Raw genomic sequence first — 12064 nt, forward strand, 5'->3', positions numbered from 1 at the left:
TCCCGAAGGCACCAATCCATCTCTGGAAAGTTCATTGGATGTCAAGGCCTGGTAAGGTTCTTCGCGTTGCTTCGAATTAAACCACATGCTCCACCGCTTGTGCGGGCCCCCGTCAATTCATTTGAGTTTTAACCTTGCGGCCGTACTCCCCAGGCGGTCAACTTAATGCGTTAGCTGCGCCACTAAGAGCTCAAGGCTCCCAACGGCTAGTTGACATCGTTTACGGCGTGGACTACCAGGGTATCTAATCCTGTTTGCTCCCCACGCTTTCGCACCTCAGTGTCAGTATCAGTCCAGGTGGTCGCCTTCGCCACTGGTGTTCCTTCCTATATCTACGCATTTCACCGCTACACAGGAAATTCCACCACCCTCTACCATACTCTAGCTCGCCAGTTTTGGATGCAGTTCCCAGGTTGAGCCCGGGGATTTCACATCCAACTTAACGAACCACCTACGCGCGCTTTACGCCCAGTAATTCCGATTAACGCTTGCACCCTCTGTATTACCGCGGCTGCTGGCACAGAGTTAGCCGGTGCTTATTCTGTCGGTAACGTCAAAATTGCAGAGTATTAATCTACAACCCTTCCTCCCAACTTAAAGTGCTTTACAATCCGAAGACCTTCTTCACACACGCGGCATGGCTGGATCAGGCTTTCGCCCATTGTCCAATATTCCCCACTGCTGCCTCCCGTAGGAGTCTGGACCGTGTCTCAGTTCCAGTGTGACTGATCATCCTCTCAGACCAGTTACGGATCGTAGCCTTGGTGAGCCATTACCTCACCAACTAGCTAATCCGACCTAGGCTCATCTGATAGCGCAAGGCCCGAAGGTCCCCTGCTTTCTCCCGTAGGACGTATGCGGTATTAGCGTTCCTTTCGAAACGTTGTCCCCCACTACCAGGCAGATTCCTAGGCATTACTCACCCGTCCGCCGCTGAATCCATGAGCAAGCTCACTTCATCCGCTCGACTTGCATGTGTTAGGCCTGCCGCCAGCGTTCAATCTGAGCCATGATCAAACTCTTCAGTTCAAACATCTTTGGGTTTTTAAGAAACCCTAAACTTGGCTCAGCAATCGTTGGTTACATCTTTGATTTCTCGCGGAGTAACTTGTGATGCTGATAATCTTGTTGACTATCAGTCTGACTCCACAAGCACCCACACGAATTGCTTGATTCAGTTGTTAAAGAGCGGTTGGTTAAGATCTTTCGTCTCAACCGAGGCGCGCATTCTACAGCAGCCTCATTTGCTGTCAAGTGATTATTTTCAGAAGTTTTCGAAGATTTCCTCAACAACTTCAACCACTTGCGCTTCCGATCTCTCGTTAGCGGGAGGCGAATTCTACAGCGTTACTCGCTGTTGTCAACACCTCTTTTTCTCCGCTTTCGACCGAGAAGATCGAACCGTTGAAAGCGCCAGATCAACCGGCATTTCCAACGCCTTCCAGGCTTCGATTAACTGAAGCAAGTCGCTGTCGAAAACTGCGTAACTCATTGAATCTCAAGGAGTTTTCCGTTTCGACTGCGCCGGAAGTGGGGCGAATTATAGACTTCCAGAATCTGCCGTCAACACTTAATTTCAGTTTTCTTTCAATAACTTACGATCAGGCTAAAAAACAGCCAAATCACCCCTCTATATAGAAGAAGTCACCCAGCCTTCTATATAGAAGGCCACCTCAGAGCACTCCATCCTCTTTCAACGCCGCCACCGCACCCGCGCCCAACCCCAGCACCCGCTGCAAAACCTCCAGCGTGTGCTCGCCCAATAAAGGAGGGGCACGTCGGTATTCAACCGGCGTCTGCGATAACCGGATAGGGCTGGCCACCTGAGGAACCATCCCGGCCAACGCATGTGGCAGCTCTATCGCCAGCCCCCGGGCCTTCACCTGCGGATCTTCAAACACCTGCGACAGATCATTGATCGGCCCACACGGCACACCCGCCTGTTCAAGCTCGGCAACCCACTCAGCCGTCGTCTTGAAGACTGTGGCCTGCCGAATCAGCGGAATCAGCACCGCGCGGTTCGCCACCCGCAGCTTATTAGTAGCAAAGCGCGGATCATCGGCCCACTGCGGCTGCCCCGCCACTTCGGCGAACTTGCGGAACTGCCCGTCATTACCCACGGTGAGGATGAAGTCACCATCAGCGGTAGGAAAATCCTGATAAGGCACGATGTTCGGATGCGCATTCCCCAGACGCTTTGGCGCATTGCCTGTGGTCAGGTAATTCATCGCCTGGTTCGCCAGACACGCCACCTGCACGTCCAGCAATGCCATGTCGATATGCTGACCACCGCCATCGTGATCGCGATGGGCCAGCGCAGCCAGAATCGCCACCGTCGAATACAGGCCGGTGAGAATATCCGTCAACGCCACACCAACCTTCACCGGTCCGGCGCCTTCATCGCCTTCAGGCCGGCCCGTCAGACTCATCAAGCCGCCCAGCCCCTGAATCATGAAGTCATAACCCGCACGCTTGGCATACGGCCCGGTCTGGCCGAAGCCGGTGATCGAGCAATAGATCAGATCGGGATTGATCGCCTTCAGCGACGGGTAATCCAGACCGTAAGCGGCCAGACCACCGACCTTGAAGTTCTCGATAAGAATGTCCGACTTGGCCGCCAGCTCTCTCACAAGCTGCTGCCCCTCGGGCCGCGTAAAGTCGATAGTCACCGATTGCTTATTGCGGTTGGCCGACAAGTAATAAGCCGCTTCTGTCGTATTCTCGCCATAAGCGTCCTTAAGGAAGGGCGGTCCCCAGGCGCGCGTGTCATCACCGTTGCCGGGGCGCTCGACCTTGATCACCTCGGCGCCAAGGTCGGCGAGGATCTGCCCGGCCCACGGCCCGGCCAATACTCGCGATAAATCCAGTACCCGCAGATGCGACAACGCGCCCATGGTCGCTCTCCTGTTAATAGAACGCCTGCAGACCGGTTTGCGCGCGCCCCAGGATCAGCGCGTGGACGTCATGAGTACCTTCATAGGTATTCACCACCTCCAGGTTGACCAGATGACGTGCCACGCCGAACTCATCGGAGATACCGTTGCCACCCAACATGTCGCGAGCCATCCGGGCGATGTCCAGGGACTTGCCGCACGAGTTGCGCTTCATGATCGAAGTGATTTCCACCGCAGCCGTGCCTTCGTCCTTCATGCGTCCCAGGCGCAGGCAGCCTTGCAGGGCCAAGGTGATTTCGGTCTGCATGTCGGCCAGTTTCTTCTGAATCAATTGAGTAGCCGCCAGCGGCCGGCCGAACTGGTGGCGATCAAGGGTGTACTGGCGAGCGGTGTGCCAGCAGAACTCGGCAGCGCCCAATGCACCCCAGGAGATGCCGTAACGCGCCGAGTTGAGGCAGGTGAACGGACCTTTCAGACCACGCACGTCAGGGAAGATGTTCTCCTCCGGCACGAACACGTTGTCCATGACGATTTCACCGGTGATCGACGCACGCAGGCCGACCTTGCCATGAATCGCCGGAGCGCTCAGGCCTTTCCAGCCCTTCTCCAGCACGAAGCCACGGATGTCGCCGGCATCGTCCTTGGCCCAGACCACGAACACATCGGCGATCGGGCTGTTGGTGATCCACATCTTGGCGCCGGTCAGGCTGTAGCCGCCGTCGACCTTACGCGCACGGGTGATCATCGCGCCCGGATCGGAACCGTGGTTCGGTTCGGTCAGGCCGAAGCAGCCGATCCACTCGCCGGACGCCAGTTTTGGCAGGTATTTCTGTTTCTGGGCTTCAGTGCCGAATTCGTTGATTGGCACCATCACCAGCGAGGACTGCACGCTCATCATCGAGCGATAGCCGGAATCAACACGCTCCACTTCGCGAGCGATCAGACCGTAGCTGACATAGTTGAGACCGCTGCCGCCGTATTGCTCCGGGATGGTTGCGCCGAGCAGACCGACTTCGCCCATCTCGCGGAAGATCGCAGGATCGGTTTTCTCATGACGGAATGCTTCAAGGACACGTGGCGCCAGGCTCTGTTGAGCGAACTGCGCGGCGGTGTCGCGGATCATGCGCTCTTCTTCGGTGAGCTGTTGATCCAGCAGCAGGGGATCGATCCAGTTGAAGCTAGCTTTACCGCCCATGAGTGTGTCCTCGCAAATCGGTGAATTAACGTGGCATTGATCCTAGGCCCGGTTCGTCATCCCGGCAAACGAGGATTTCGCATCCTGTTGTGCTAATTTCTCACTCCGAGACGACGCCGAATGCCTTTTACGCGCTGCATTAGTGAGGTTAACGTACATGCGCAGGAAGATCCCCAGCACTACCGCTCTGATCAGCTTTGAGGCCGCCGCTCGTCACGAGAGCTTCACCAAGGCAGCCGAAGAACTTTCCCTCACCCAAGGTGCTATTTGCCGACAGATCGCCAGCCTTGAGGACTTCCTTAGCGTGGAACTGTTCCGACGTTCGCGGCGTGGCGTAAAGCTGACCGAAGCAGGACTGTCCTATAGCCGCCGCGTTGCCACGCAACTGGATGCCGTCGAGCGCGATACGCTGTCGGTGATGGGCCAGCAAGGCACCAACGTAATCGAGCTGGCGGTGGTGCCGACGTTCGGTACGCAATGGTTGCTACCCCGGCTGAAAGACTTCCAGCTCAAGCATCCGGAGGTGACCGTCAACCTGACCAACCGTACCCGCCCGTTCCTGTTCGCCGACACTGACTTTGACGCGGCGATCTACTTTGGCGACGCCGATTGGTCCGGTACCGAATCCCACAGACTGATGGGCGAAAATCCGATGCCGGTATGCAGTCCCGCCCTGCTGGGCAAAAACACGCATCTGACAGCTGACGAGATTGCCGATCTTCCACTCCTGCAGCAAACCACCCGCCCCTACGCCTGGCGCCAGTGGTTCAACTCGCAACACTTGAATATTCCTCGCGACATGACAGGTCCGCGCTACGAGCTATTCTCCATGCTGGCTCAGGCCGCCATGCACGACATGGGGATCGCGCTGATTCCACCGTTCCTGATTCAGCGTGAATTAGCCGAGAAACGCCTGGTGATTGCCAACCCCAATGCGCTCTCAAGTATCAAAGCCTATTACCTGATGATTCCTGAGCGAAAGGTCGAATCGGCGTCACTCAAGGCATTTCGCGATTGGCTGGTCAACCAGGCAAATAGCTACAGCCTAGAAGGATAAAGGCCTACAGCGATTGCTAACCCGGTAGTCAGGAAAATCAAAGCCCTACAGATATAAGTATTTGTCGCAAAATCGCAGACTGTATCCGAAAGTCGTACAGACGTCCCACAAGCGCCTGAAGACGTGGCTTTGAGCCTCCATCCGCGACTCATTACGGCCTATTCACGCCGCCGATGAGAAATTTTTTCAAATTCAGCCAGAATCCTTACAAGGCACGGCCTGCAAGGGATTGCACTAGCTATCTGCGACATTCGGTCACGGCATGACTTGTAGTTAATTTTCCGTCACCCGTCATAATCCCTTGAAGGGCATAAAGTTCGCCTGCAAAATGCCGCGCCCCGCCCTGATTTGGCGGGATCGTGCTGATCGGCCGCCCCAGTCGCACCATCCGCAGTGCCTGGGTTTACTCAATAAGATCACGCAGGAGATTTGACGTGCACATTGGTGTTCCTCTCGAAACCCAGACCGGTGAAACACGGGTTGCTGCAACCCCGGAAACCATTAAAAAGCTGATCAGCCAAGGTCATAAGGTCACTGTGCAAACCGGCGCCGGCGTTAAAGCCAGTGTTGTCGACAGTGCCTATGAAGCGGCGGGCGCGATCATTGGCAGTGCCAACGATGCGTTCGGTGCCGAGCTGATTCTCAAAGTGGTCGCCCCCAGCGACGCCGAACTGGCGCTGATCAAGCCCGGCGCGGTGCTGGTCGGAATGCTCAATCCGTTCAATAACGAAACCATCGCCAAAATGGCCGAATGCGGGATCACCGCGTTCGCCCTCGAAGCCGCGCCGCGCACCTCCCGCGCACAGAGCCTCGACGTGCTGTCGTCGCAGGCGAACATTGCCGGCTACAAGGCCGTGTTGCTGGCCGCGCACTACTATCCGCGCTTCATGCCGATGCTGATGACGGCTGCGGGCACCGTGAAAGCGGCGCGCGTGCTGATTCTCGGCGCAGGCGTGGCTGGATTGCAGGCCATTGCCACGGCGAAACGCCTGGGTGCGGTGATCGAAGCGTCTGACGTGCGTCCGGCGGTGAAGGAGCAGATCGAGTCCCTCGGCGCCAAGTTCGTCGACGTGCCTTACGAGACCGATGAAGAGCGCGAATGCGCGGTCGGTGTCGGCGGTTACGCGCGGCCAATGCCGGCGAGCTGGATGCAGCGTCAGGCCCAGGCCGTGCACGAGCGCGCCAAGCAGGCTGACATCGTCATCACCACCGCGCTGATTCCTGGCCGCAAGGCACCGACGCTGCTAAGCGCGGACACCGTGGCGCAGATGAAACCGGGCTCGGTGGTCATCGACCTCGCCGCTGCTCAGGGTGGCAACTGCCCGCTGACTGTGGCTGATCAAGTCGTGATCGAGAATGGCGTGACCATTTGCGGCCCGACCAATCTGGCTGGTGAAGTCGCTGCAGACGCCTCGGCACTGTACGCGCGCAACCTGCTGGACTTCCTCAAGCTGGTGTTCACCAAAGAAGGCCAGTTCGACGTCAACCTCGAAGACGACATCGTCGCCGCGTGCCTGATGTGCCGCGACGGCCAAGTCATCCGCAAAAACGCCTAAGCAGGGATTCAGACGATGGAAGAGCTTATCTCCCCCGGTATCTACAACCTGATCATCTTCGTGCTGGCGATTTATGTCGGTTACCACGTGGTCTGGAACGTCACACCTGCGCTGCACACGCCATTGATGGCAGTGACCAACGCCATCTCGGCGATCGTGATCGTCGGCGCCATGCTCGCAGCCGCACTGACCGTCACGCCGCTGGGCAAAACCATGGGCACCCTCGCCGTGGCACTGGCGGCGGTCAACGTCTTCGGTGGCTTCCTGGTCACCCGCCGCATGCTTGAGATGTTCAAGAAGAAAGCCCCGAAAGTAAAAGAAGAGGCGCCGAAGTAATGAGCATGAATCTCGTCACGACGCTCTACCTGATCGCGTCGATCTGCTTTATCCAGGCCCTCAAAGGCCTGTCGCACCCGACCACCTCGCGACGCGGCAACCTGTTCGGCATGCTCGGCATGGCGTTGGCAATCCTGACCACCGTCGGCCTCATCTATAAGCTCGGGGCTGAGCTCGCCACGGCCGGTATCGGTTACGTCATCGTTGGCCTGCTGGTCGGCGGCACGGCCGGTTCGATCATGGCCAAGCGCGTTGAAATGACCAAGATGCCGGAACTGGTCGCGTTCATGCACAGCATGATCGGTCTGGCAGCAGTGTTCATCGCGATTGCTGCGGTGGTCGAGCCGCAATCGCTGGGTATCGTTAAACAACTGGGCGACTCGATTCCGGCAGGTAACCGTCTGGAGCTGTTCCTCGGCGCGGCGATCGGTGCGATCACCTTCTCCGGTTCGGTGATTGCGTTCGGCAAGCTGTCGGGCAAGTACAAGTTCCGTCTGTTCCAGGGCGCACCGGTACAGTTCGCCGGTCAGCACAAGCTGAACGCCGTACTGGGTCTGGCGACACTGGCACTCGGCCTGACTTTCATGTTCACCGGCAATCTCACCGCGTTCGCGCTGATGCTAGTTCTGGCGTTCGTGATGGGCGTGCTGATCATCATCCCGATCGGTGGTGCCGACATGCCGGTGGTGGTGTCGATGCTCAACAGCTATTCGGGCTGGGCAGCGGCAGGTATCGGCTTCTCGCTGAACAACTCGATGCTGATCATTGCCGGTTCCTTGGTGGGTTCGAGCGGTGCGATTCTCTCGTACATCATGTGCAAGGCGATGAACCGTTCCTTCTTTAATGTGCTGCTCGGCGGTTTCGGCAACACGGCTGATGCTGGCCCGGCCGGTGCGAAAGAAGCCCGTCCGGTGAAATCCGGTTCGGCTGACGACGCGACCTTCCTGCTGACCAACGCCGACACCGTGATCATCGTCCCGGGTTATGGCTTGGCGGTGGCCCGTGCGCAGCATGCATTGAAAGAGCTGACCGAGAAGCTGACCCACCGTGGCGTGACCGTCAAATACGCGATCCACCCGGTGGCCGGTCGTATGCCGGGACACATGAACGTGTTGCTGGCCGAGGCCGAAGTGCCTTACGACCAGGTGTTCGAGATGGAAGATATCAACTCCGAGTTCGGCCAGGCCGACGTGGTGTTGGTACTCGGCGCCAACGACGTGGTCAACCCGGCCGCGAAGAACGATCCGAAATCGCCGATTGCCGGCATGCCGATTCTCGAAGCGTTCAAGGCCAAGACCATCATCGTCAACAAGCGCTCGATGGCCAGCGGCTATGCCGGTCTGGACAACGAACTGTTCTACCTGGACAAGACCATGATGGTGTTCGGCGACGCGAAAAAAGTCATCGAAGACATGGTCAAAGCGGTCGAGTAATCCATCGCTGCTGTACCGGACGCCCCGACTTGTCGGGGCGTTTTTGTTTGCGCAAAGCGTTGGACAATTTGCCGCGTTGTTGCAGATCCGGTAACGGTGTTTTACTTGAAACCCGCTAAATAGACGCCTCGTTTGCGACCTTGGTAGCGGGACAGGCGCCCGCGAAATTCACTAGACTGCGCATCCTGCTACTCGCTTCCCGAGAAAATAATCCATGTACCGTGACCGTATTCGCCTGCCTTCGTTGTTGGATAAAGTGATGAGCGCCGCCGACGCCGCCGCTCTAATTGAAGACGGCATGACCGTCGGCATGAGCGGTTTCACCCGCGCCGGCGAAGCCAAGGCCGTCCCTCACGCACTGGCCGAGCGAGCCAAGGTCACGCCGCTGAAGATCAGCCTGATGACCGGCGCCAGCCTGGGCAACGACCTCGACAAGCAACTGACCGAGGCCGGCGTTTTGTCGCGCCGCATGCCGTTCCAGGTCGACAGCACCCTGCGCAAGGCAATCAACGCCGGCGAAGTCATGTTCATCGACCAGCACTTGTCGGAAACCGTCGAACAATTGCGCAACCAGCAATTGAAGCTGCCGGACATCGCAGTGATCGAAGCCGTGGCCATCACCGAACAGGGCCACATCGTGCCGACCACCTCGGTCGGCAACTCGGCAAGCTTCGCGATCTTCGCCAAGCAGGTGATCGTCGAGATCAACCTGGCGCACAACGCCAACCTCGAAGGCCTGCATGACATCTATATCCCGACCTACCGCCCGACGCGCACACCGATCCCGCTGGTAAAAGTCGACGACCGCATCGGCAGTACCGCGATCCCGATTCCGCCGGAGAAGATTGTCGCTATCGTGATCACCCAGCAAGCGGATTCGCCGTCCACGGTATCGACCCCGGACGCCGACACCAATGCCATCGCCGAGCACCTGATCACATTCTTCAAGCAAGAAGTCGATGCCGGACGCATGACCAACAAGCTCGGTCCGTTGCAGGCCGGAATCGGCAACATTGCCAATGCGGTGATGTGCGGCCTGATCGATTCGCCGTTCGAAGACCTGACCATGTACTCCGAAGTACTGCAGGATTCGACCTTCGACCTGATCGATGCCGGCAAGCTGAGCTTTGCTTCAGGCAGCTCGATCACCCTGTCGGAGCGGCGCAACAGCGACGTGTTCGGCAATCTGGAGAAGTACAAGGACAAACTGGTCCTGCGTCCGCAGGAGATCTCCAATCATCCGGAAGTGGTGCGCCGCCTGGGCATCATCGGCATCAACACGGCGCTTGAGTTCGACATCTACGGTAACGTCAACTCCACCCATGTCTGCGGTACGCGGATGATGAACGGCATTGGTGGTTCCGGCGACTTCGCGCGCAACGCGCACCTGGCGGTGTTCGTAACCAAGTCGATCGCCAAGGGCGGCGCGATTTCCAGCGTGGTGCCGATGGTCAGCCATGTCGACCACACCGAGCATGACGTCGACATCCTCGTGACCGAAGTCGGACTGGCCGACCTGCGTGGCCTGGCGCCGCGTGAAAGGGCACGGGTGATCATCGACAACTGCGTACACCCGGATTATCGCCAGGCGCTGAATGACTACTTCACCGCCGCCTGCGCCATCGGTGGCCATACCCCGCATATCCTGCGCGAAGCGTTGAGCTGGCACATGAACCTGGAAGAAACCGGGCGCATGCTGGCAGTGTAATTCGCACAGTCAACCGCTGATGCAAACACAGTTTGCGTCAGCGGTTTTTTCTACGCGCCTCATCTGGCAAAAACTGTACTGCTGTACCGGTGTTTTCCTACAGCTTTTACCTACGCCAACCTTCGAATTGAGCAAAAATGCACTATTTAAGTGCGGACAGGTACAGTTTGCTCAATTTTGACCCGTACACCCCCTATAAACAGTTAACTGGTCACTCACAATACAGTTGAACTGTATCTAGAGAGACTTGGCAAACGAGAGGATCATGGGCACCAGTTAAACCACTACCTGATCCCGCCACAAGCGGAAGGATGTCAACCATGGAACGTACACTCAGTTCCGAACTGTTCTTCGAAGACAAAGCTGCAAAATCCCAGGCTTCCCTGCCTCTGCGCGTTATCGCCAACCTGATGTTGTGGCAGCGCCGCATCTCCAGCCGCCACCAACTGGCTCGTCTGGATTCGCGTCTGCTGGCTGACGCCGGTATCAGCGAAGCACAACGCTACGAAGAGCTGAGCAAGCCGTTCTGGCGCTAAGTAGCGTCGCTGGCTCTGGTCGCAAGACCCACCGCCAGCACCCGAATTGAACAAACAAAACCCGTTGCGGGAAACCGCAACGGGTTTTGTCGTTTCAGGGCTTGAAAAACATCCGTACAGCGGCGCAGTGGATTAACAGGTACAGTTTTCTAAAAGCCGATTCTGAACCAGTACAATTTCGCATCGGTGTATCTGCTACTCGCGCTGTATTCGACGGAGCATGTCCTTAACCCTCCCCGGCTTAAGGAATGCGCCATGAAAGACTTACAGGATGTTTCAGCAATTCCGGTCCAAGCACTTGTTCGCCCACACCCACTGCGCCGGCTGCTAAGTGGCGTGTGGCAAGCACTGGAGCGCCCCAGGACAAGGCGTCTGCTGGCTCAGATTGAGCAACGTGATCTCGCGGACCTGGGCCTCAGTCACGCCGATCGGCTCAACGAACTGGAGAAACCTTTCTGGCGCTAGCATTCTGCCCACTGTTTTAACCCCACGCGCAGGCCTAATATCCATGGCAGAACGTGGCGAATCTTCTGGTACCCACGTCTGACTCATCAGACACAAGCCACTTCTCAATACGGTTTACCTTCAGGAGATACACCATGTCCCGTCTTCGACTGCTCAGCGCTGCCGCCTTGCTGGCCGTGGCTGCCAACGCCAGCGCAACCAGCTTCATCGTGACCACCGACGCCGTGGTTGGCGCGCTGAAATCCTCTTCGGACGCCACCTCCGACGTCAGCTCTTCGCTGCGCGACAACAAAGTCGTGATCGCTGCCCGTGACGATGCGGCCAGCTTCGTTGCCAGCCAAGGCCAGATCCGCGGCGTGAAACTGGAAAGTGCCCTGGACCTCATCCGTCATCAGGCACCGCAACTGAACGCCACCGACGATCAACTGGCGCGAGCCATTCTGGCGATCTGATCCGCATGGCCAGCAGGGACACGCCAGCCGTGTCCCGATGTTTCGCCGCTGGCTCTGGCCCGGGCATTGCGCTAGCCTTGAGACTCGCTAACCGTTATCGAGTCCCATGCGTTTTCTGACCAACCTGCTTATTCCTTCTGCCTTGATCAGCGCCTGCTGGGCGACGTCGGTCGATGCCTTCGATGTTTCCACCCAGAACACCGTAGTGACGGTATGGGCTACCGGAATGGTGTCTTCTGCGCCATTCGACCGTAAACTGTTGCTCGCCGCTCACGATGACGCGGCGGCGTTTGTTGCCAGTGACGGTGAATTGCGAGGCGCGCAGCTCGAATCCGCCCTGCATTACCTGCGCAAATCCCGACCAAAACTTCATGTCAGCGACCTTGAACTGGCACAGGCAATTCTCGTCCAATAGTTATCCCAGTCCCTAGT

The 12064-nt window shown here is 57.7% G+C and carries 11 protein-coding genes and 1 rRNA gene; 9 read left to right on the forward strand and 3 right to left on the reverse strand.

Annotation, left to right across the window (positions count from 1 at the left end):
- The 3 genes from PseuLF5_RS11970 to PseuLF5_RS11980 form a co-directional block, all read right to left on the reverse strand.
- A 16S ribosomal RNA gene (locus tag PseuLF5_RS11970) occupies window positions 1–1029 on the reverse strand; the annotation flags it as partial.
- Window positions 1030–1673: 644 nt separating this feature from the next.
- On the reverse strand, window positions 1674–2894 hold the full coding sequence (locus PseuLF5_RS11975; RefSeq protein ID WP_123470297.1) for a CaiB/BaiF CoA transferase family protein: 1221 nt from the start codon (window positions 2892–2894) through the stop codon (window positions 1674–1676).
- A gap of 13 nt (window positions 2895–2907) precedes the next feature.
- Window positions 2908–4089 carry an acyl-CoA dehydrogenase gene (locus PseuLF5_RS11980; RefSeq protein WP_123470295.1) on the reverse strand — a complete coding sequence of 394 codons (1182 nt, stop codon included), beginning with the start codon at window positions 4087–4089 and terminating at the stop codon, window positions 2908–2910.
- Window positions 4090–4246: 157 nt separating this feature from the next.
- On the opposite strand from PseuLF5_RS11980, the gene PseuLF5_RS11985 reads away from it, so the two are divergent.
- The 9 genes from PseuLF5_RS11985 to PseuLF5_RS12025 all read left to right on the forward strand — a co-directional run bounded on the left by PseuLF5_RS11985 (window position 4247) and on the right by PseuLF5_RS12025 (window position 12047).
- The gene (locus PseuLF5_RS11985; RefSeq protein WP_123470293.1) at window positions 4247–5146 is read left to right on the forward strand and encodes a LysR family transcriptional regulator; all 900 of its coding nucleotides are present in this window, start codon (window positions 4247–4249) and stop codon (window positions 5144–5146) included.
- A 434-nt stretch (window positions 5147–5580) separates the two neighbouring features.
- Window positions 5581–6702: a Re/Si-specific NAD(P)(+) transhydrogenase subunit alpha gene (locus PseuLF5_RS11990; RefSeq protein ID WP_336347651.1), complete on the forward strand. Its 1122-nt coding sequence runs from the start codon at window positions 5581–5583 to the stop codon at window positions 6700–6702.
- 15 nt (window positions 6703–6717) lie between these two features.
- Window positions 6718–7038 (forward strand): NAD(P) transhydrogenase subunit alpha, encoded by a 321-nt coding sequence (locus PseuLF5_RS11995; protein WP_003187417.1) that lies wholly within the window; start codon window positions 6718–6720, stop codon window positions 7036–7038.
- Window positions 7038–8471, forward strand: coding sequence for an NAD(P)(+) transhydrogenase (Re/Si-specific) subunit beta (locus PseuLF5_RS12000; RefSeq protein WP_123470289.1), 1434 nt, complete (start codon window positions 7038–7040; stop codon window positions 8469–8471). The genes PseuLF5_RS11995 and PseuLF5_RS12000 overlap by 1 nt, the downstream gene beginning before the upstream one ends.
- A gap of 214 nt (window positions 8472–8685) precedes the next feature.
- Window positions 8686–10179: an acetyl-CoA hydrolase/transferase family protein gene (locus PseuLF5_RS12005; protein ID WP_123470288.1), complete on the forward strand. Its 1494-nt coding sequence runs from the start codon at window positions 8686–8688 to the stop codon at window positions 10177–10179.
- Window positions 10180–10499: 320 nt separating this feature from the next.
- Window positions 10500–10715, forward strand: a complete 216-nt coding sequence (locus tag PseuLF5_RS12010; protein ID WP_041074721.1) for a DUF1127 domain-containing protein — start codon at window positions 10500–10502, stop codon at window positions 10713–10715.
- A gap of 255 nt (window positions 10716–10970) precedes the next feature.
- Window positions 10971–11180, forward strand: a complete 210-nt coding sequence (locus PseuLF5_RS12015; protein WP_340133611.1) for a DUF1127 domain-containing protein — start codon at window positions 10971–10973, stop codon at window positions 11178–11180.
- A 134-nt stretch (window positions 11181–11314) separates the two neighbouring features.
- Window positions 11315–11632 carry a DUF2388 domain-containing protein gene (locus tag PseuLF5_RS12020; RefSeq protein ID WP_123470284.1) on the forward strand — a complete coding sequence of 106 codons (318 nt, stop codon included), beginning with the start codon at window positions 11315–11317 and terminating at the stop codon, window positions 11630–11632.
- A 106-nt stretch (window positions 11633–11738) separates the two neighbouring features.
- On the forward strand, window positions 11739–12047 hold the full coding sequence (locus PseuLF5_RS12025) for a DUF2388 domain-containing protein (RefSeq protein ID WP_123470282.1): 309 nt from the start codon (window positions 11739–11741) through the stop codon (window positions 12045–12047).
- The last annotated feature ends 17 nt before the right edge of the window (window positions 12048–12064 follow it).

The organism is Pseudomonas sp. LF-5 (genome assembly GCF_037626295.1).
Lineage (GTDB): Bacteria > Pseudomonadota > Gammaproteobacteria > Pseudomonadales > Pseudomonadaceae > Aquipseudomonas > Aquipseudomonas monsensis.